13 protein-coding genes are annotated in these 20,534 nt (G+C 65.7%); 8 read left to right on the forward strand and 5 right to left on the reverse strand.

The annotated features are described in order from the left end of the window. The first annotated feature begins 125 nt into the window (after window positions 1–125). The 3 genes from AC56LW_RS22665 to AC56LW_RS22675 are packed head-to-tail and all read left to right on the forward strand — an operon-like array spanning window position 126 to window position 3,663. The gene (locus AC56LW_RS22665; protein WP_499637884.1) at window positions 126–869 is read left to right on the forward strand and encodes an ABC transporter ATP-binding protein; all 744 of its coding nucleotides are present in this window, start codon (window positions 126–128) and stop codon (window positions 867–869) included. Further along, window positions 866–2,296, forward strand: a complete 1,431-nt coding sequence (locus AC56LW_RS22670; protein WP_499637887.1) for a DUF3526 domain-containing protein — start codon at window positions 866–868, stop codon at window positions 2,294–2,296. Before AC56LW_RS22665 ends, AC56LW_RS22670 begins: the two co-directional genes overlap by 4 nt. Further along, window positions 2,293–3,663 carry a DUF3526 domain-containing protein gene (locus AC56LW_RS22675; protein WP_499637890.1) on the forward strand — a complete coding sequence of 457 codons (1,371 nt, stop codon included), beginning with the start codon at window positions 2,293–2,295 and terminating at the stop codon, window positions 3,661–3,663. The genes AC56LW_RS22670 and AC56LW_RS22675 overlap by 4 nt, the downstream gene beginning before the upstream one ends. Window positions 3,664–3,696: 33 nt before the next feature. Here the strand turns inward: AC56LW_RS22675 and AC56LW_RS22680 are convergent, their stop codons facing one another. After that, window positions 3,697–5,502, reverse strand: coding sequence for a methyl-accepting chemotaxis protein (locus AC56LW_RS22680; RefSeq protein ID WP_499637893.1), 1,806 nt, complete (start codon window positions 5,500–5,502; stop codon window positions 3,697–3,699). Between the two features lie 253 nt (window positions 5,503–5,755). Between AC56LW_RS22680 and AC56LW_RS22685 the strand changes: the two genes are divergently transcribed. The 4 genes from AC56LW_RS22685 to AC56LW_RS22700 all read left to right on the forward strand — a co-directional run bounded on the left by AC56LW_RS22685 (window position 5,756) and on the right by AC56LW_RS22700 (window position 9,685). Then, the gene (locus AC56LW_RS22685) at window positions 5,756–7,156 is read left to right on the forward strand and encodes an L-cystine transporter (protein WP_499637895.1); all 1,401 of its coding nucleotides are present in this window, start codon (window positions 5,756–5,758) and stop codon (window positions 7,154–7,156) included. Between the two features lie 95 nt (window positions 7,157–7,251). Next, entirely contained in the window at window positions 7,252–8,013 is a 762-nt protein-coding gene (locus AC56LW_RS22690; protein ID WP_499637898.1) for a histidine phosphatase family protein, read from the forward strand. 11 nt (window positions 8,014–8,024) lie between these two features. Beyond that, a complete protein-coding gene (locus AC56LW_RS22695) occupies window positions 8,025–9,002 on the forward strand; it encodes an NAD(P)H-hydrate dehydratase (RefSeq protein WP_499637900.1) in 978 nt (325 codons plus the stop codon). A gap of 281 nt (window positions 9,003–9,283) precedes the next feature. Then, window positions 9,284–9,685, forward strand: a complete 402-nt coding sequence (locus tag AC56LW_RS22700) for a hypothetical protein (protein WP_332529800.1) — start codon at window positions 9,284–9,286, stop codon at window positions 9,683–9,685. Between the two features lie 69 nt (window positions 9,686–9,754). Here AC56LW_RS22700 and AC56LW_RS22705 read toward each other — a convergent pair whose 3' ends face one another. The 4 genes from AC56LW_RS22705 to AC56LW_RS22720 all read right to left on the reverse strand — a co-directional run bounded on the left by AC56LW_RS22705 (window position 9,755) and on the right by AC56LW_RS22720 (window position 19,304). Next, window positions 9,755–13,993, reverse strand: a complete 4,239-nt coding sequence (locus AC56LW_RS22705; protein WP_499637904.1) for an ATP-binding protein — start codon at window positions 13,991–13,993, stop codon at window positions 9,755–9,757. A 262-nt stretch (window positions 13,994–14,255) separates the two neighbouring features. Then, window positions 14,256–17,462, reverse strand: a complete 3,207-nt coding sequence (locus AC56LW_RS22710) for an efflux RND transporter permease subunit (RefSeq protein WP_499637907.1) — start codon at window positions 17,460–17,462, stop codon at window positions 14,256–14,258. Window positions 17,463–17,490: 28 nt separating this feature from the next. Further along, window positions 17,491–18,636, reverse strand: a complete 1,146-nt coding sequence (locus AC56LW_RS22715) for an efflux RND transporter periplasmic adaptor subunit (protein WP_499637909.1) — start codon at window positions 18,634–18,636, stop codon at window positions 17,491–17,493. Between the two features lie 245 nt (window positions 18,637–18,881). Then, complete coding sequence (locus AC56LW_RS22720; RefSeq protein ID WP_499501591.1) at window positions 18,882–19,304, reverse strand: divergent PAP2 family protein; 423 nt, start codon at window positions 19,302–19,304, stop codon at window positions 18,882–18,884. A 133-nt stretch (window positions 19,305–19,437) separates the two neighbouring features. Here AC56LW_RS22720 and AC56LW_RS22725 point away from each other — a divergent pair, with 133 nt between their 5' ends. Then, the gene (locus AC56LW_RS22725) at window positions 19,438–20,493 is read left to right on the forward strand and encodes a DUF475 domain-containing protein (RefSeq protein ID WP_499637912.1); all 1,056 of its coding nucleotides are present in this window, start codon (window positions 19,438–19,440) and stop codon (window positions 20,491–20,493) included. Window positions 20,494–20,534: the final 41 nt, after the last annotated feature.

The following is a 20,534-nucleotide window of genomic DNA, read 5'->3' on the forward strand; positions in this document are numbered from 1 at the left end:
GGCGTAGCGGCGCGAGTCATCTCCGTCCCGTTTGCGGTCGCGGCACCTGTGCGCGTCTGCATCCGGCGCGCACGCTGCATGCGTGCGCCGGCATACCTTATTTACCTTGAAAGAACACGATGACCATGACCACTCCTGCCATGGAAGCGACCGGCGTGACCGTCGCCTATGGCGCCACGACCGTGCTGCGCGACCTGAACCTGCGCGTTGCGCGCGGTGAAATCTATGCCCTGCTGGGCGGCAATGGCGCCGGCAAATCGACGACGCTCAACGCCTTTCTCGGCTTTCTCGCACCGCAAGCCGGCAGCGTGCGCGTGTGCGGCATCGACGTCGTCGCCGACCCGCTCGCCGCGCGCGGCCAGCTTGCCTACGTGCCGGAAAACGTCGCCCTCTACGAACACCTGAGCGCCCGCGAAAACATCGACTACTTCCTGCGCCTGGCCGGCAGTCACCCCATCGACGCCACCATCGACGATGCGTTGCGCGCAGTGCGGCTCGACCCGGCCGCATGGACGCGTCGCCTGGGCGGCTACTCGAAAGGCATGCGCCAGAAGGTCGCGATTGCGCTCGCCGTGGCGCGCCAGGTGCCGCTGCTGCTGCTCGACGAGCCGACCACGGGCCTGGATCCCCAAGCGACCAGCGAATTCAACACGCTGCTGCAGGACTTGCGCGCGCGGGGCAGCGCCATCTTCATGGTCACGCACGATCTGCTGGGCGCCGCCGAAGTGGCGGACCGCATCGGCTTTCTGGAGCGTGGCCACATCAGCCACGAAGTGGCCGCCAGCGGCGCCGAACGCTATGACGTGCGCGACCTGTACCGGCGCTACGCGGGTGCCACTAACGCTGCCGCCAGACCGGAGGCCGCATGAGCGTTTTTCAAGCACTGCCCGCGGTTGCCGTGGGCGAGTGGCGCGCGATGCTGCGCAACCAGGTGGCCGTCGCCGCGGGCATCCTGATGCTGGCGCTCACGCTCGTGGCCATCGTTGTCAGTCATGAGCGCGTGGGCACCGTGAACGCCGAACGGGCGCGCTTCCAGAGCACGGTCGACGCCCAGTGGGCCAACCAGCCGGACCGCCACCCGCACCGTGTCGTCCATTACGGCCACTATGTGTTCCGGCCACTCAGCCCCCTCGCCTTCTTCGATTTCGGCGTCGATCCGTTCACTGGCAGTACGCTCTTTTTGGAGGGTCATCGCCAGAACAGCGCCAACTTCAGCGACGCCGCCCAATCGTCGGTGCTGCTGCGTTTTGGCCAGCTGACCCCGGCCTTCGTGCTGCAGGTGCTCACGCCGCTGCTGATCGTGTTCCTCGCGTTCGGCAGCGTCGCGCGCGAACGCGAGCGCGGCCAATTGCGGCTGCAGATCGTGCAGGGTGTCCGCGGCGCGACGCTGTTGCTTGGCAAGCTCGCGGCCCACGCCGGTGTAGCGCTGCTGCTGGGTGCGCCGGCCTTCATCGCGCTGGTGGCGATCGCCGTCGTGCACCCGGCCGTCGCGGCCGAGGCGATCGCGCTATTGGCCGGGTACGCGCTGTACCTGCTGGTGTGGGTCGTGGCGGCCGTGCTGGTATCGGCGTCGCTGCCCCGGGCGCGCGATGCGCTGCTGGCGCTGGTGGCCGGCTGGATCGTCACGGCGATCCTGCTGCCGCGCGTGATGCCCGATGTGGCGGCTGGCGACGTGGGTCGCCCGAGCCGCATCGAAACCGAGGTCGCCATCCACGAGCGCCTGGCCGCGATCGGCGACAGCCACAATCCGGACGACCCGTACTTCAATGCGTTCCGGGCGCGCACGCTGCAACACTACGGCGTGACGCGCGTGGAAGACCTGCCGGTCAACTACAGCGGCCTGTTGATGGCCGAGGGCGAGCGCATGACGAGCGCCCTGTTCGATGAATTCATGCGCGCCGATTACGCACGTCAAACTGCGGAAAGCGCGATCGTCCATTCGGCCAGCGTGGCCAGTCCGCTGATCGCGCTGCGCCGCATGTCGACCGCGCTGTCCGGCACCAACCTCGACAGCCATGCGCGCTTCCTGCTCGAAGGTGAACGCTACCGCTACGCCTTCGTCCAGCGGCTCAACGGCCTGCACGTCAACGTCGTCACGCCCACCGGCGCCGGCGACGAGCGCATCGACAAGCACCACTGGGAAGACACGCCGCGCTTCGGCTACGCCCCCGCACTGTTCGCCGAGGTCGCCGCGCGCCATGCCTGGCCCGCGTTTGCCCTGCTGGGCGGCTGGCTGCTGGCGTTGTTCGCCATCGGCGGCTGGATCGCCAAACGCCTGGAAAGGAATCCGGCATGAAAACGTACTTTCTTGAACTGCGCCAGATCGCGCACTCGCGCCTGGCTGTCGGCGCCGTCGTGCTGCTGGCGCTGCTGTCCGCGCTGTCGGTCTGGACCGGCCTGCACGCCGTGAACCAGCAGCGCGCCACGCTTGAGCGCATCGCCGCAAGCCACGCACATGACCATGCGGCCATCCTGGCTACGCAGTTACGCGCTGTCAGCAAAACCGGGAGCGCCGAAGCCGGCGCGGTCGGCTACTACCTGCCGCACCTGACCGTCAATCCGCCGTCGCCACTGGCGTTTGCCGCCATCGGCGGGCGCGATCTGCAGCCGTCGGCGCTGCGCGTGCGGATTCTCGGGTTGCAGTCGCAGCTGTATGAATCCGAGTCGATCAATCCCGAGCTGGCCATGCCGGGGCGCTTCGATTTTGCGTTCGTGCTGGTGTACCTGACGCCGCTGTTCGTCATCGCGCTGATGCATGATCTCGTCTCGAGCGAACGCGAAGCCGGCCGCCTGCGCCTGCTGGCGTCCCTGCCCAAAGGCGCGGCCGATACCTGGCGCCGCCGCGTCGGCCTGCGCTATGGATTGCTATGGCTCGCTGCGCTGCTGCCACTGGCCGTGGGCGCGTTCATCGCCGGCGCCGGCGTGACGGGCTTCGGCCAGATTGCGCTGGTCGCGACGCTGTACCTGGCGTTCTGGTTTGGCCTCGCGGCCTGGGTGGCAGCGCGTGCGCGCACGTCGGCCGGCAGCGCCGCGATCCTGCTGGCGGGCCTGGTGGGACTGACGATGATCCTGCCGACACTGGCCGATGCCGGCATCGCGCGCCTGTCGCCGGTGTCGAAGGGGGTCGAGCTGGCGCTGGCGCAGCGCCAGGCCGTGCACTCGGCGTGGGACGTGCCCAAGACGGAGACGTTCGAGAAATTCTTCCGCACGCATCCCGAATGGAAGGACACGGCGCCGGTCACCGGGCGCTTCCACTGGAAGTGGTATTACGCGATGCACCAGGCGGGCGACGACGCGGTGGCGCCAAGCGTGGCGCAGTACCGCGCCAGCATGGTGGCGCGCGAAGACTGGACCGCGCGCGCCGGGCTGCTGCTGGCGTCGGTGAACGTGCAGGTGCTGCTGCACCGGCTGGCCGATACCGACCTGGCGTCGCAACTGGCGTACCACGACCGGATCGGGGCGTATCACACGCAGCTGCGGCAGTTCTTCTATCCGTACCTGTTCGGGGAGCGGCCGTTCACACCAAGCGATGCGGCGAAACTGCCCGTGTATGACGGTAGCGCGATGAAGGGGACGCTGGCGCCAGGGCAGTTGCTGGCGCTGGCCATGCTGGCCTTGCTGCTGCTGGCGGCGGGGCTGCGCACCTTGCGCACGGTACGGTAGGATTGGCGGCCGGGCCGCCAACCCCGGACTGCGTCAGAACTCTTCCCAGCCGTCGCCGGCGCTGGCGTTGGCGGTCTCTGCGTTCGCTGCCTTCGCTGGCTTCACCGGCTTCGCGACTGGCGCGGCATCGGTGCGGGCTTTTGTCACGACCGGTTTTACCGGCGCCTTCGTAGACAACTTCGCAGGCAACTTCGCAGGCGCCTTCTCCACCGGCTTCGGCGCCGCGTTGGCCACCATCTTCGGCGCACTGGTAACCACGCGCGGCTTGGCCACGACTGCGCGCACGCCTGCCGGCGTAGCAAGCTTGAACGCCCCCACGGTCTGCGCCAGCTTGGCCGCTTCTTCCTGCAGCGACGTCGCCGCTGCCGACGCCTGTTCGACGAGCGCCGCATTTTGCGTCGTCACCTGATCCATCTGCGCCACGGCGCCGTTGATCTGCTCGATGCCGGCCGTCTGTTCCTGGCTGGCCGCGGTGATCTCGGACATGATGTCGGTCACGCGGTTCACGCTTTGCACGATTTCGGCCATCGTCGTACCGGCGCGGTCCACCAGTTCCGAGCCGTGGTGCACCTTCTCGACCGAATCGTCGATCAGCACCTTGATTTCCTTGGCCGCCGCTGCGCTGCGCTGCGCCAGGCTACGCACCTCGCCCGCCACGACGGCAAAGCCGCGGCCCTGCTCGCCGGCGCGCGCCGCCTCGACGGCCGCGTTCAGGGCCAGGATATTGGTCTGGAACGCGATGCCGTCGATCACGGCGATGATGTCGACGATGCGGGTGGCCGACGTATTGATCGCGCCCATCGTCTGCACCACCTGCGCCACCACGGCGCCGCCCTTGCCCGCTACTTCCGATGCCGACGTGGCCAGTGCATTGGCCTGGCGCGCATTGTCGGCGTTCTGCTTGACGGTCGACGTCAGTTCTTCCATCGACGAGGCGGTTTCTTCCAGCGAGCCGGCCTGCTGCTCGGTGCGCGACGACAGATCCAGATTGCCAGCAGCAATTTCGCTTGAGGCGGTGGCGATATTGTCGGTACCGGTGCGGACCTGGCCGACAATGCGCACGAGCGATTCGTTCATGTCCTTGAGCGCCTGCAGCAGACGGCCGGTTTCGTCAGTCGACGTGACCTCGATGGTCTGGGTCAGGTCGCCCTGGGCGACGGCGCCGGCGATCTTCACGGCCTGCTCGATCGGACGCACGATCGCGCGCACCAGCAGATACCCGACCAGCGCGGCCATGATGAGGCCAAAGGCCAGGCCGGCCAGGCACACCGCGCGCACCAGTTCAAAGGTCGCCTGTGAGGCCCGGTATTCGGCCAGCGCCGCAGCCTGCTGCTCGTCGATCAGCCGGATGCCCAGCGTATTGAGCGATGCGTAAAGCTGCGTCATCGGCCCGTTCAGCAGCTGGATCGCCTGCGCATTGTCATTGGCGCGGATCGCGGCCACTGCCGGCAACAGGCCGCCATCGAGGAACGCCTTGCGCGCCGCGGCGATCTCCGCGACCAGCGCCCGCTCCTTCTCGCTCATCGGGATTTGCGTGAACTGGCCCCACAGCTTGTTGATGGTGGCGCTCGTCGCTTGGACGGTGTCCATTGCAGCGCTGCGCTGGGCGGCATCTTCCATAGTGACCGCCTTGGCCACGGTCAGCTGGTTTGCCGTGATCAGCTGCGTGACCTCCCCGGCCTGGCTCAATCCGACCAGGCGGCGATCGTACATCTGCTTGAGCTCAGCGTTGGCTGTGCCGAGGTTGTAGATGCCGATGACGGCGCCGGCAATAAGTTCGACCGCGAGAAACGCGATGACGAAAATGAGGCGCGACTTGATGCTGAGATGTTTGAACATGTTCGCTAGGCTGACGTAAGGAGGAATAAGTTGGTGCTTTATTGGATTATAGAAACTTATCCTTATCCATGGGAAGTATTGAACGCGAGATTGACGGGTTCCCTATACAACACGGGACAGGCGTCGCTGGTCCGCAACAACCCGCTGGCCGCCGGTCCAGGCTGCACCTTGGCAAAAATGACAAGCGCACTGTGAACAGGCAACTTTGTCGATAAAATGACATGATTGTCCACGCCGTCCCAACGAAGCCCCCATGACACTTCCCGTCCTGCTCAACCTGGCCATTGCCCTGGCTGTCTGCGTTTTCCTGTACCGGTTGCAGGCCAATCACGTCTCGTTCACCAAGCGCGTGTTCGCCGGCCTTGGCCTTGGCGTCGTGCTCGGCGCCGCGCTGCAGGTGATGTATGACGTGGGTGGGCCGGAAATCAAGGCCACCAATGAATGGCTGAACGTGATCGGCAGCGGCTATGTCCAGCTGCTGCAGATGATCATCATTCCATTGATCATGGTCTCGATCATCCAGGCGATCCTGAAGCTGCGCGATGCCTCCTCGCTCGGCAAGATCAGCACGCTCACGATCGGCATCCTGCTCATCACGACCATCGTGGCGGCCTCGATCGGCATCCTGATGGCCAAGCTGTTCGGCCTGACGGCGGTCGGCCTGACCTCCACCGCCGCCGAAGTCGCGCGCGGCGAATACATGCAGGGCAACCTGGCTGCGGCCAAGGAACTGTCGCTGCCGTCGCTGCTCCTGTCCTTCATCCCGGCCAACCCGTTCCTCGACATGACCGGCGCGCGCAAGACCTCGACCATCGCCGTGGTGGTGTTCGCGATCTTCATCGGCGTCTCGGCCACCGGCATCGCCGGCAAGAAGCCGGAAGTCTTCACGTCGTTCAGCAGTTTCGTGCACGTGGCGCACGTGATCGTGATGCGCATGGTCACGCTCGTGCTGCGCCTGACCCCGTACGGCGTGTTCGCGCTGATGGCCAAGGTCGTGTCGAGCTCGAGCTGGCAGGACATTCTTGGCCTGCTCAACTTCGTGGTCGCCTCGTACGCCGCGCTGGCGCTGATGTTCTGCGTCCACCTGGCGATGGTCGCAGCGGCCGGCCTGAAGCCATGGCGCTACGTCAAGAAGATCTTCCCGGTGCTGGTCTTCGCGTTCACCTCGCGCACCAGCGCGGGCTCGATCCCGATGAGCGTGGCCACGCAGACCGCGCGCCTGGGCACGCCGGAGGGCACGGCCAACTTTGCCGCGTCGTTTGGCGCCACGATCGGCCAGAACGGCTGCGCCGGCATCTACCCGGCCATGCTGGCGGTGATGATCGCGCCGACGGTGGGCGTCGATCCGTTCACGGCCGCGTTCCTGCTGCCGCTGCTGGCGATCATCGCCTTCGGCTCGATCGGCGTGGCCGGTGTCGGCGGCGGCGCCACGTTCGCGGCGCTGATCGTGCTGTCGGCGATGGACCTGCCGGTGGCGCTCGCTGGTCTGTTGATTTCGGTCGAACCGCTGATCGACATGGGCCGCACGGCGCTGAATGTCAGCGGCTCGATCGCTGCCGGCACCGTGACCAGCCGGGTCATGGGACAGACCGACATGCGGGTGTTTGACGACGATGCCGACATTAACCTGGACAGCGAGGCGCGGGCCGTCTGACGCCGCCTGACGGTTTCCGTGCACGGAACAATCGTGCGCTGAGGCCGTCGTGAAACCTTCTATGATGACGCCAAGATAACTTTTTGGCGGACTTCATGGAACAAAAATGGCCACAAGAAATTTGGGTCGTGCGGCACGGACAAAGCGCCGGCAACGTCGCCCGCGACCTGGCTGAAGCAGCAGCAGGACACCGCATCGACATCGCCGAGCGCGACGTCGACGTGCCATTGTCCGACCTTGGCGAGCGCCAGTCCGACGCCCTCGGCGCCTGGTTCGCATCGCTCCCCGCAGCGCAGCGCCCGACCGTCGTGCTGCATTCGCCGTACGTGCGCGCCACCGAAACGGCCAACCTCGTGATGCGCCACCTCGACCGCGACGGCCTGTGCGTGCGCGAAGACGAGCGCCTGCGCGAAAAGGAATTTGGCGTCCTTGACCGCCTGACGACGCACGGTATCGCGCACGACTTCCCCGACCTGTACGAGCAGCGCCATCACGTTGGCAAGTTCTATTTCCGCCCTCCCGGCGGCGAAAGCTGGTGCGACGTCATCCTGCGCCTGCGCAGTGTCATGGATACGCTGGAACGGGAATTTGCCGGCGAGCGCGTGCTGATCGTCGCGCACCAGGTCACGGTCAATTGCTTCCGCTACCTGTTCGAGCATCTCACCGAAGCGCAGATCCTCGAGTTCGATCGCAACGGCGATGTCCCGAACTGTTCCGTCACATCGTACGAATTCGATCCCGAGGCCGGCAAGCGCGGCGATCTGGCGCTGCGATTGGTCAATTTCGTCGCGCCGCTGGAGGAGACCGGCACACCGGTCACCGTGGCCAAGGACGTCGCATCCGCCCCCAACGCGTAAGGTCATCCGCCATGGACAAGAACCAGGTACACGATGTCGATGCCGCCATGCTGGCCGCCTGGCCGCTGCCGCAGCCGGGCACCGGAGGCGACAAGGAAATGCGCGGCCACATCCTGATCATCGGCGGCTCGCGCGAGATGCCGGGCGCCATCATCCTGGCCGCGACGGCCGCGCTGCGCGCCGGGGCCGGCAAACTCACGATCGCGACCGGCGCCAGTGTCGCCCAGCTGGTCGCGCTGGCGATGCCCGAGGCGCGTGTGATTGGCCTGACCGAGCACGATACCGATGGCTTCAGCCTCGATGCGGTGGCCAGCCTCGATCCGCTGGCCGATCGCGTGAATGCAGTACTGATCGGTCCCGGCATGCGCGACGAAGCGAGCACGGCGCGCCTGGTGCATGCACTGCTGCCCCGCCTGGTTGAAGCGGACGTCGGGCTGGTGCTCGACGCCTGTGCCATGGACGTCCGGCTTCATCCACCAGAGCACTGGCCCGCGGGCAAGCCGATGCGCTTCGAGCGTCCCGTGATCATGACGCCGCACTGCGGCGAAATGGCGCACCTGACGGGCATCGACAAGGATTGCATCGCCGGCCTGCCCGATGGGCCGGCCCTGGCCGCGGCGCGCGACTGGAACGCCGTCATCGCACTCAAGGGCGCGCGCACCGTGATCGCCGCGCCGGATGGCACGCTGTGGCAGCACGAAGGCGCCGGCAATATCGGACTGGCCAGTTCGGGCTCGGGCGACGTCCTCGCGGGCATCATCGGCGGCCTGCTGGCGCGCGGCGCGACCGAAGCGCAGGCGGCCTGCTGGGGCGTCGCGCTGCATGCACGCGCCGGCGACCGGCTTGCAGAGCGCCTGGGAACGCTCGGTTATCTGGCCCGGGAACTTGCCGCCGAGGTACCGGTTTTACTGGAACAGCTTGGCCAGAAAGACAAGGCAACAGTGAACGATCCGATGTCCGTGGCGGGCGATGTTCACCTGGGCTCCTAGAACACCGGCGGTCACACGAAGTGTGTAAATAATGTTACCGATTCCCGTGAGTGTGCGGTATCTAACGAACCAGCTGTCGGGCTTGCGGTCTAATTGGCACAGATGCATTGAAGTCGAAACAGATTCACTGAAGTACGCACTGGGGCCGCGTATTGCGTCGGTACCCTCAACGTTTCACCAGCGACCATCGCGTCACAGTGGAACCGATCTGGCGCCGCAATGTCCCAACAAGCAGTCCGGGATCTGCGGCACACAAATAGACGTCAATCGAGGAGTAAAAAATGAATGCAATGACCAAGGCACCAAAAATTCTGCTGACCGCCGCCGTGCTGGCAACCCTGCTGGGCGCATGCAAGAAAGACGAAGCAGCGACCACCACGACCGTTCCAGCCGACACCTCGGCCACTATGCCAAGCGGCACTTCGGGCGCCACTGGCACCATGGGTGACACCGGCACTGGCGCAACGGGCACCGGCACCACCGGTACGGGCGACATGGGCACGGGCGCTGCTGCCGGCACCACCGGCACCACGACCGACACGTCGGGCGCAGCTGGCACCATGGGCACGACTGGCGCCACCGGCACCACGGGGATGACCGGCACCGCAGAAGGCGCCACCAGCCCACAGACCACCGATCCAACCAGCACCACCACGCCGCCAACCGGCACGACCGGCAAGTAATCGCGGTCACCAGCCGGACAGCGCCCTGCAGATCAGGGCGAGTTCGGCGCACCATCGCAGCCCGGCTTTTCAGCCGGGCTGTTTGTTTTGTGACGTTGTCGGACCAGATGCCGGCGTACGCTCCGCCACGTCGCGGATCAGTTGCTCCACAATCAAAAAATCGGCTGGCTTGGTCAGATGGTGATCGAACCCTGCCTGGCTCGAGCGCTTCCGGTCCTGCTCCGCACCCCAGCCCGTGAGCGCGATCAGCGTCGATGTCTCCATGCCGGCGATGCGCCGCATCGCTTCGGCCGCGTCGTAGCCGGTCATGTCGGGCAGCCCGATATCGAGAAACACCACTTGCGGCAACAGCGCCGCCGCCTGCAGCAGCGCCGAGGCGCCATCATGCACGGCCGTCACCGCGTGCCCGTTCATCTCCAGCAGGGCCTGCAGCGTCTGGGCCGCATCGACATTGTCGTCCACCACCAGGATACGCAGCATGCCCGGGTCGGTCTGCGCTGCCTGCAGCACAGTGCCGGCCGCAGCGACAGGCGGCGTCGCGCTGTCGGCCGGCAGCGGCAGCCAGACCGTGAACTGGCTGCCCTGCCCGACCCCGGCGCTGGTAGCAGCCACGCGGCCGCCATGCAGCTTCACGAGGCGCTGCACGAGGTTCAGGCCAACACCCAGGCCGCCCTGCGCCATCTCGGCGCCCGCGTGGGCCTGCGCATACATGTCGAACACGCCCTCGAGCGCATCGGCGGCGATGCCGATGCCGTTGTCCAGTACCGAGATGGCCACGTCGTCGCCCTCGATCTGCGCGCGGATTTCCAGCGCACCGCCCGGTGGCGTGTACTTGGCCGCGTTGTTGAGCAGGTTGCTCAGGATCTGGGCCACGCGATGGCGGTCGGCGTGCAGGCCCACGTGCCCATCGGGCAGATGCACGGCCAGCGCGTGGCGGCCGCGCTCGACCAGCGGCATGCTCATGTCGACGGCTTCGCGCACCGCGTCGGCCAGCAGCACACGCTCGCAGCGCAGCGTGACCTTGCCTTCGGCCAGGCGCGCCATGTCGAGCAGATCATCGACCAGGTGCACCATGTGATCGACCTGGCGCCGCATGATGGCCTGCACGTCGCCGCTGGCCGCGCCGATGCGCATCAGCTCCAGGCCCGAGCGGATCGGGGCCAGCGGATTGCGCAGTTCGTGCGCGAGCGTAAACAGGAAGTCGCTCTGCGCCCGGTTCTTTGCGCCCAGTTCGCGCGCCAGGCGGTGCAGTTCCTGCTCGGCGTGCTTCTGGCTGTCGATATCGAGCGTGACGCCGTCGAAGCGTTCGGGCTGGCCGTTCTTGTCCAGGCCACACCAGCCGATGGCGCGCAACCAGCGCGGCGTGCCATCGCCGCCGTCCGCTGCGGCAACACGGGTGCGGAACTCGAGGTCCAGCGGCGCGCCGGCGCGCACCGCGTGCTCGACGCTCTCGGCCAGCCGCTCGCGGTCTTCCGGCTCCACCGCCGCCAGCAGTTCGCTCACCGACGCGGCGCGGCCCATGTCGACGCCGAAGTGCAGCGCCATCTCGGCATTGATCTGGAAATGCGTGAACGGCACGTCGGCATACCAGACGCCGATATCGCCCGCCTCGGACACGCGCTCGAAGCGCTCCTGCAACAGCTTGCGCGCATGGACGTCGATCACGGTGCCGACATACCCGTCCGGCTCCCCGGCGGCATTCACGCGCGGCAGGCCGGCGTCGATGAACCAGCGGTAGCTGCCGTCATGGCCGCGCAGGCGGTAATCGAACGAGAACGGCTGGCGGGCCGCACTGGCGGCCAGGAAGATCTCGCCCGAACGCGCGGCGTCATCGGGGTGCACGTTCTCGAGCCAGCCCATGCCCAGGTCCTGCTCGGGCGTGCGGCCCGTGTAGTCGTACCAGCGCCGGCTCAGATAGGTGCACAGGCTGTCGTTGTCAGTGGTCCAGAGCATCGCGGGCGAAGCGTCGATCAGCGCCCGCACATGCGCTTCGCGCGCCTGCGCATCGCGTGCGTTCTGGCGCCGCTCGCGTCCCAGCGCCACCTGGGTGCCGATGCGCGCCAGCAGCTCGTTGGCTGAAAACGGCTTGACCAGGTAGTCGTCGGCGCCGGCCTGCAAGCCTTCGACCTTGGCTTCTTCGCCCGCGCGCGCCGACAGCAGCATGACCGGCAGATGACGCAGCAGTTCGCTGGCGCGCACCTTCGCGATCAGGCCGAAACCGTCCAGGCGCGGCATCATCACGTCCGACACCACCAGGTCGGGCGGGTCCAGCAGCGCCATCTCGTACGCTGCCTGGCCATCGGCCACCGCGCGCACGTCGGCATGCGGTTCGAGCAGCGATTTCAGGTAGGCGCGCATGTCGTTGTTGTCATCGGCAACCAGGATGCGCGGGCGCGCTTCAGGCTGCGCGGGCGCGCTTGTGTCCATGTCCATATCCGGCGTCGGCTCCGGCGCCGGCGCTGCTCCTTCCTGCGTGTCGGGCAGCCAGCGCAGTGCTTCTTCGACGAACGCCGCGCCCATGCGCTGGCGGTCGGCCATCGTCTCCGGCGCCTGCACGATGCGATCCGCCGGCAGGTGTGCATCGCCGAACGGCAGATCGACGTCGAACCGGGTGCCTTCGCCGAAGGTGCTCGAGACTGCGATCGTCCCGCCATGCAGGCGCACCAGCTCCTGGATCAGCGCCAGGCCGATGCCGGTGCCTTCGTAGGTGCGGCCCGGCGCGCCTTCGATGCGGTGGAAGCGTTCGAACATGCGCGGCAGTTCATGCTCGGGAATGCCGGTGCCGGTGTCCTGCACCGACAGGCGCGCCATGCCGGCATGTTCACGCAGCGTCACCGTGACGCCACCGTGCAGCGTGAACTTGAAGGCGTTCGACAGCAGGTTGAAGACGATCTTTTCCCACATGTCGCGGTCGACGAAAACCGGCTGGCCGAGTTCCTCCAGCACGACGTCATAGCGCAGGCCGCCCTTGGCCATGGCCGACTCGAACACGCCGGCAAGATCGACCGTCAGGCGCGTGAGATCGACCGGAACGTAGCTGGCCTGCACGCGGCCGGCCTCGATGCGCGAAAAGTCGAGCAGCGAATTGACCAGCTTGAGCAGGCGCAGCGAGTTGCGGTGGGTGAGCTCGACGCGCTGGCGCTGGATCGCATTCATCGACTCGGGCGCATCGGCCAGCGCATCGTCGAGCGGGCCGAGAATCAGCGTCAGCGGCGTGCGAAATTCATGCGAGACGTTCGAGAAGAACGCCGTCTTGGCGCGGTCGATCTGGGCCAGTTCTTCGGCGCGGCGCTGTTCCTGCTCGTAGGCAATCACATTGCCCACGGCGGTATTGACGGCCGCCCCGAGCAATGCATAAAAGTTGCGGTAGTCGGCATCGAGCGCGCGGCGCACGCTGACCCCGGCCACGACAAAGCCGAACAGCTCCTGCTGGCCGGGCAAGGTCATGGGCAGGACCAGCGCCGAGCGCGGCGCGTCCTCGTAGGGTCCGCAAGCGACACTCCCCAGGCGCGCGGCAACGTCGTCGGCCTGTTCAACCGAATGCGAACTGCTGCTGCGGGCAAATGGCCAGATGCTGTCATCGAAGGCAGCTGTCAGCGGCGCCAATGGGTTGCCCGCCGCCAGGCCGGCGTTGCCACGCAGCGCCAGCGTGCCGGTCTGGGGATCGATCTGGTAGAACAGCACGAACGGCACGTCGGCCGTCATCTGCGCGCAGTAGCTGGCCAGCTGCGTGCCGATGTCATCGATCGAGCGCACGCCCGCCAGGCTCGCGGTCAGGTCACGCAAGCCCTTGCTGCGGCGCGCACTGAGCACCTGGACCGTGGTTTCGGTAATCGGGTGGAATATCCCGCCGATCGCGCCCGACTCGTCGCGGATTGGCGAGAACGAGAACGTCATATTGGCTTCTTCGAGATAGCCACTGCGGTCGAGGAACATCTGCTGGTCGCGGATGTACGCACCGGAGCCCTGGTGCGCAAGTTCGAAGGCCTCGCCCACGACCGGCAGGGCCGAGGCCCAGACCACCTTGAATGGCGCGCCCATGGCTGCGGGATGCAGGTCGCCGCAGATCGGGCGGTAGGCGTCGTTGTAGATCTGGATGTCGTCCGGGCCCCAGCAGACCAGGATCGGGAACGTCGACGACAGGCACAGGCTGACCGATGTGCGCAGGCTCTGCGGCCAGCCGGACAGCGGTCCGAGCGGCGTCGTCGACCAGTCCATACTGCGGATCAGTTCGCCCATCTCGCCCCCACCGGCGAGCCAGTTCATGTCGTCGTTCACGAACAAGGCAATGGGCTGGGCTGCGGGCATGGGGCTGGACCTTACGGAGGAAAATGGAGATGCGGCGTGGCGTCATGCGGAGGCACGCCACCGTTGCACAGGCTGCCTGATGGCAAAGTGCATGGCAAAACAGCCGCTATTAGACCATAAGCCGTCGTCCGTTGGTTGCCGGGGTGCTATTTTACAACCCCGGCAAACCAACCATTAGTCATGCATAAAAAAACACGGCCAGTTATCACCGGCCGTGTCCGGAAAATCCGGCAAGGCGCGTGCGGCGCCCTGCCGTGGGGGATCAGACCGGCGCCACCTTGGCACGGCCGCGCCCCGTCACCATCTGCACGAGGCGCATGACCAGTCGATAGACCAGACGCACCAGCGTCAGCGCCAGGATGGCTTCGACGAACGTCATCAGGAACGCCACCAGCGCATTGCGGTGCTCGGCGCGGCGGCCGTACTTGGCCACCATGCGGTCGCGGGCGATCTCGATGCTGTCATAGAACGTTGGCACCACCAGCAGCGTCAGGATGGTCGAGGTGATCGTGCCGCCGATGATCGCAATGGCCAGTGGCTGGTAGAACTCGCCCGAGTCGCCCAGGGCCAGCGCCACCGGCAGCATGCCGGCGATCAGTGCGAAGGTGGTCATCAGGATCGGCCGCAGGCGCTTGCGTCCCGCCGCCATCAGCGCTTCTTCGCGGTCCATTCCTTCGTGCTCGAGCGCCCTGGCCGCGTCGAGCAGCAGGATCGCGTTCTTGGCCACCAGCCCCATCAGCATCAGGATGCCGATCATGCTCATCAGGTTGAGCGTGTTGCCGGTCATGATCAGGGCCAGCACGACGCCGATCAGCGACAGCGGCAACGACAGCATCACGCCGATCGGCGCCGTGAACGAGCCGAACTGCATCACGAGGATCAGGTACATCAGCGCAATGCCCGAGAACAGCGCAATGACCATCTCCTTGAACAGTTCCTGCTGGTCTTCGCCCGAGCCGCCCAGCGCCAGGCCGTACCCCGGCGGGAAGTCGAAGGTGCGCGCCAGTTTCATGGCGTCGGTCGTGACTTCACCGGCCGAACGGCCCTGGGCATTGGCCGACACGGTGATCATGCGCTCGCCATTCTTGTGACGGATCGCCGATGGGCCCTTGCCCATCGTGATCGAGGCGATCTGCTCGAGCGGCACCATCATGCCGGTGCCGGCGACCGGGATCGGCAGGCGCTCGATGCTGTCGGTATTGACGCGGTCGTCGGGATGCAGGCGCACGGCGACGTCGCGGGTTTCGCTGGTCGGATCGACCCAGTCGCCCACTTCGATGCCGGCAAACGCCACGCGCAGCGACTGCGCCGCATCGCCCACCGAAATGCCCAGGGCATTGGCCAGACCCCGGTCGAGCACGATCTGCAGTTCGTTCTTCGGATCCTGCTCGGACAGCGCGACGTCGACCGCGCCCGGCACTTCACGCAGTTTTTCCATGTAGGCGGTGGTCAGCTCCATCAGTTTGCGCGAATCGGGACCGGTAAATTCCACCTGCACCGGCTTGCCGCCGCCGGACAGGTCATCGATGACCGTGTATTCGGCGCCCACCAGGGTGGCAATCTTGGCGCGCAGTTCGACGGCGACTTCGGACGCAGAGCGCTTGCGCTCGCTGCGCTTGCCGATGTCGACGTAGATCGAGCCGCCGCTGGTCTTGACGTTGCTGTTCGTGTCCTTCGTTTCAGGCAGGGTGCGGGCCAGCACCGCGGCCGCTTCGAGCTTGCGGCGCGCATACTCGATCGACGACGAGGCCGGCGTGCGCACCTCGATCTGCAGGTTGCCCGAGTCCTGCTTGGGCAGGAAGCTCGACCCGCCAAAGAAATGGTGCATGGCCAGCGCGCCGATCAGGCTGGCGACTGCCAGGAATGCCATCGCACGGCGGTGATGCAGCGCCCAGGCAATCACGCGGCCGTAGCGGTCGGCCTGATGGTCGAACCAGTGGTTGAAGCGGTCGAGCACGGCGCCGATGCCGGTCTTCGGGCGGCTGTGGTGATCCGGTGGGTCACCCCAGTAGGCCGACATCATCGGGTCGAGCGTGAACGAGATGAACAGCGACACGATCACCGAGCAGGTCACGGTCAGCGCAAACGGGCGGAACCACTCACCGGACACACCCGGCATGAAGGCCACCGGCACGAACACGGCCATGATCGAGAAGGTGGTTGCGGCCACTGCCATGCCGATTTCGGCGGTGCCTTCGAGCGCCGCGGTGCGGCGGTCGGAACCCATTTCCATGTGGCGCACGATGTTTTCGCGCACCACGATCGCATCGTCGATCAGCACGCCAATGGCCAGCGACAGGCCCAGCAGCGTCATGAAGTTCAGCGTGAAGCCGCACAGCCAGACCGCGATGAACGCCGCCAGCACCGACGTCGGCAACGCCAGCGCGGTGATCAGCGTCGAGCGCCATGAATTGAGAAACGCGTAGACGACGAACACGGTCAGGACGGCCCCCAGTACCAGCGCCTCGATCACGTTGTTCAGGCTCGACTGCGCATCCTTGCCGCCGTCAATCACGACCTCGAGTTTGGTGCCGGCCGGCAGCAGTTTGCTCTGCGCTGCTACCACTTCGTGGACGCGCTTGGCCAGCGATACGGTCGAGGCATCACGCGAGCGCGAAATCTGCAGGCCTACATTCGGCCTGCCGCTGCGCACCGACAGCGTGTTCACGTCGGCGAAGCCATCGCGGATTTCGGCCACCTGGCTCAGGCGCACGATCTGGTCGCCATTGCGCTTGACAACGATCTGCGAAAAATCTTCGGGCCGCTCGATGCGCCCGACCAGGCGGATGCCTTTTTCGTCCAGTTCGCTACGCAGCTTGCCCACCGGCGCATTGGTATTACCGTTGCGCAGCGCGTTGGTGACATCCGACGCCGAGACATTGAATTCGCTCAGCTTCTCGGCGCGCAGCAGCACCGACAGCTCGCGCCGCAGCGCGCCGTTGACGACCACAGTGGACACGCCATCGATGCCGCGGAATTCGTCAGCCAGCACGTCTTCGGCGTAGCGCGAGATTTCGGCGTGGGTCTGGGTGCTCGACGACAGCGCCAGCGACATGATCGGCTGGGCCGACGGATCGATCCGGCGCAGCACCGGCTCGCGCATTTCGATCGGCAGCTTGTAGCGCACGGCGGCAATCGCATTGCGCACGTCGTCCGATGCTTCGATCAGGTCGCGGTTGAAGTCGAACTCCATCCAGATCGAGGCGCCGCCTTCGTAGGAGTTGGAATTGACGTCCTTGACGCCCTGGATCGCCTGCATCTGCTTTTCGAGGCGGTTGGTGATCTCGCGCTCGGCGGTCTCGGGCGATGCGCCCGGATACGGAATGTCGACCACGATAATCGGAATCTCGACATCCGGGTTTTGGTTGACCTTCAGCTTGGACAGGGCCAGCAGGCCGATGGCCATCATCGCGACGATGATGACGATCGTCGCGACCGGTTTCTTGACACTAAAATTGGACAGGAACATGGTGGGTTTTCCTTTGGTGTTCCTGGGCTTACTTGCCCTGGACCGCGCCGGCGCCCGCACCGGCGCCATTGGCGCTGGCCACACGGGCGTTCGGCATGTCGACCTTCTGGCCGTCCTTCAGGTTCGACGTCGGCGCACGCAGCACCACGTCGCCGGCCGCGAGGCCCTGCTTGATCTCGACACTGCCGGTGCGGGCGTCGCGCGCGCCGACCACCAGCTTGACCTTCGACAGCGTCTTGTCCTTGATGCGCCAGGTGTGGCTGGCGTCGCCCACGCGCACCAGCGCACTCTCGGGCAGCATCAGCGCGTCGGTCGCGGCAGCGTCGACCCGCCCTTCGGCGTACAGGCCGGCCACGCGCGGCTGCGCATTGTCGACAAAGCCCACCAGCACCTCGACCTGGCGCGTGACTGGATTGGCGGCCGGGTCAATGCGCTTGACCACGCCGGCAAACGTCTGGTCGGCGTAGCCGTTGACGCGGAAGTTGACCTTCTGGCCGATCTTGACGGTGCTGACCGAGTCGGCCGAGACCGCGCCCTCAAAGCGCATGCTGGTCGGATCGATGACCTTGACGAGTTCCTTGCCGATGGTGGCGGTGTCGCCATTGGAGACCTTGCGCTCGGAAACGATGCCGTCGAATGGCGCGCGCACCGTGGTGCGGGCCAGTTGCTGGCGCGCGGTGGCCACGCGGCTACGGGAGCTCGACAGTTCGCTCATAGCGTTGTTGCGCGCCATTTCGGCGTCGTCGAGCGCCTTGGCCGACGTCATGCCCGACGCCGTCAGGGTTTTCAGGCGCTCGAGCTGGCGATTGGCCTGGTCGACCGCCAGCGAGGCGGCGCGCTGCATGTCTTCGGCCGACATCAGGGTGTCGCGGATCGAGGTTTCGTCGAGGCGCACCAGCACGTCGCCGCGCTTGACCGGCTCGCCGTTTTCCTTGAGTACCTGCAACACGATGGCCGAGACTTCGGCGCGCAGGTCGGCGCGGCGCTCGGGCTCGATCGAGCCGGTAATCACCGGGCCGGACGACACCGACGCGCTCTGGATCGTCAGGACATCCTCCTGCGCAACAGTCAGCTGGGTCGGCTTGTTGTCCTTGCCCTCGGGGGCTTTGGCATCCTTGCCGCAAGCAACTAAGCTTGATGCGATGGCTAGAACGAGGAGTGTTTTGCGCAGCATGGTGGTTCTCCGGAAATGGACTCGGTGTTTTTATAAAAATAAGGTCAGATACATCCAGCGCGCAGTATTCAGGAGGTCTCCAGCAGCGTCAATTGACGATCCTGTGGTTTGCGGAATTGGATGGATGAAGTGCGGAATCTGGCGATGAGCTGCATTCCGTCCGGGATGGAATGCCGTAAAAAACGGACAGACGATGGACGCCCGGACGTCCACGGGATGCGCGGCGCACGCATCCCGTACATACATTAGAACCCGCCCAGCACGGTGTAGATCAGAAAGCCCATGCCGATGCCGGTCAGGATGCCGCCGGCGATCTCGAACCGGGTGTGCCCCATGCGCTCGCGCAGGATCACATAATCCTCTTTGCCGTCATGCAGGCGATTCAGCGTGACAGCGTGGCGACCGACGTGCTGGCGCAGGCTGTTGGCGTCGATCATGACGATGAAGGCAAGCGTGACGGCCACGCCGAACGCCGGATGGCCCATGCCTTCGCGCAGCGCGATCAGCGTGGCCATGCTGGAAACGACGGCGCTGTGGTTGCTGGGGAAGCCGCCATTGCCAACCAGGTCGAAGGCCCAGCGCCGGTAGCGGACACTGGATATGAGGAACTTGATCGGGCCGACTACCATCCAGGTCAGTACCGGTGTGACGAGATAAATGATTTCCATGATGTCTTAGAGTGAAAAATGCTGGGCAGAATTATCTCAGAAGCAAGGCTCGGCGGGCGACTTTCGGTACAGCCCATTTTGGCAGGGACACGGTAATATTGTCCCAACAGGTACCTGCACACAAAAGGCGCATATGCGGCATTTCCGGTGGTCGTTCGTCGTGACGGCAGTGCTCATGGTGCTCGCCGGCTGGTGGGGCTACGCGCACCGGGGCTGGCCCGGGCTGCTGCAAGCCTTGTGGATCACGGCCATCCTCGGCGTGCTGGAAGTGTCGCTTTCTTTCGACAATGCGGTGGTCAACGCCTCGGTGCTCAAGCACTGGAACGAATTCTGGCGCAAGTTGTTCCTCACCGTCGGCATCCTAGTGGCGGTGTTCGGGATGCGCCTGTTGTTTCCGCTGGTGATCGTGGCGGCCGCAACCGGGCTGGGGTTGCCGGACGTCTGGCACATGGCGCTAAACAATCCCGACGAGTATTCGCGCAACCTGACGGCGCACCACGCCGAGGTCGCGGCTTTTGGTGGCGCCTTCCTGATGCTGGTGTTCCTGAATTTTTTGTTCGATGATGAGAAAGAGCTGCACTGGCTGCACTGGTTCGAAGCGAAGGTCGGCAAATACGGCACCGAAGGCCTGGCCGTGCTGCTCACGCTGCTGTGCGTGGTCCTCGCCATGCGCCTGATGCCAGAGGCGCGCAAGCTGGCGGTGCTGATCGCCGGCGTCACCGGCGTGCTGATCTATATAGCCGTGAAATGGCTCAGCAACCTGCTGGAAGCGAAGGAACACGATCCGTCGGTGGGCGCGATGATCTCGCAGGGCAGCATCGGGGGCTTCCTGTACCTCGAGGTGCTGGATGCGTCGTTCAGCTTCGACGGCGTGATCGGCGCGTTTGCCATCACCAACGATGTCGTCATCATCATGCTGGGGCTGGCCATCGGCGCCATGTTCGTGCGCTCGATGACCGTGTTCCTGGTCTACAAGGGCACGTTGCAGGAATTCGTGTATCTGGAGCATGGCGCGCACTACGCCATCGGCATCCTGGCGCTGATCATGTTCGCCAGCGTGCACTATCACATCCCCGAATGGTTCACCGGGCTGTCCGGGCTGGCGTTCATTCTCGTGTCGCTGTGGTCATCGATCCGCTACCGCCGGCGGCTGGCGCATGAGGCGCTGACCGGCCCCGAATCGGCCTGACCCGGCCAGTCGCCGGAATCCCGGTTTGCGATTAAGGCAAG

Source organism: Telluria sp. LT2P80, assembly GCF_059685955.1.

What these genes read in the sequence shown, in the direction of transcription:
- AC56LW_RS22720 (WP_499501591.1), bottom strand. Translation starts at nt 19,304, where the DNA reads ATGGAAATCATTTATCTCGTCACACCGGTACTGACCTGGATGGTAGTC.
- AC56LW_RS22680 (WP_499637893.1), bottom strand. Translation starts at nt 5,502, where the DNA reads ATGTTCAAACATCTCAGCATCAAGTCGCGCCTCATTTTCGTCATCGCG.
- AC56LW_RS22710 (WP_499637907.1), bottom strand. Translation starts at nt 17,462, where the DNA reads ATGTTCCTGTCCAATTTTAGTGTCAAGAAACCGGTCGCGACGATCGTC.
- AC56LW_RS22715 (WP_499637909.1), bottom strand. Translation starts at nt 18,636, where the DNA reads ATGCTGCGCAAAACACTCCTCGTTCTAGCCATCGCATCAAGCTTAGTT.
- AC56LW_RS22675 (WP_499637890.1), top strand. Translation starts at nt 2,293, where the DNA reads ATGAAAACGTACTTTCTTGAACTGCGCCAGATCGCGCACTCGCGCCTG.
- AC56LW_RS22690 (WP_499637898.1), top strand. Translation starts at nt 7,252, where the DNA reads ATGGAACAAAAATGGCCACAAGAAATTTGGGTCGTGCGGCACGGACAA.
- AC56LW_RS22695 (WP_499637900.1), top strand. Translation starts at nt 8,025, where the DNA reads ATGGACAAGAACCAGGTACACGATGTCGATGCCGCCATGCTGGCCGCC.
- AC56LW_RS22685 (WP_499637895.1), top strand. Translation starts at nt 5,756, where the DNA reads ATGACACTTCCCGTCCTGCTCAACCTGGCCATTGCCCTGGCTGTCTGC.
- AC56LW_RS22725 (WP_499637912.1), top strand. Translation starts at nt 19,438, where the DNA reads ATGCGGCATTTCCGGTGGTCGTTCGTCGTGACGGCAGTGCTCATGGTG.
- AC56LW_RS22705 (WP_499637904.1), bottom strand. Translation starts at nt 13,993, where the DNA reads ATGCCCGCAGCCCAGCCCATTGCCTTGTTCGTGAACGACGACATGAAC.
- AC56LW_RS22670 (WP_499637887.1), top strand. Translation starts at nt 866, where the DNA reads ATGAGCGTTTTTCAAGCACTGCCCGCGGTTGCCGTGGGCGAGTGGCGC.
- AC56LW_RS22665 (WP_499637884.1), top strand. Translation starts at nt 126, where the DNA reads ATGACCACTCCTGCCATGGAAGCGACCGGCGTGACCGTCGCCTATGGC.
- AC56LW_RS22700 (WP_332529800.1), top strand. Translation starts at nt 9,284, where the DNA reads ATGAATGCAATGACCAAGGCACCAAAAATTCTGCTGACCGCCGCCGTG.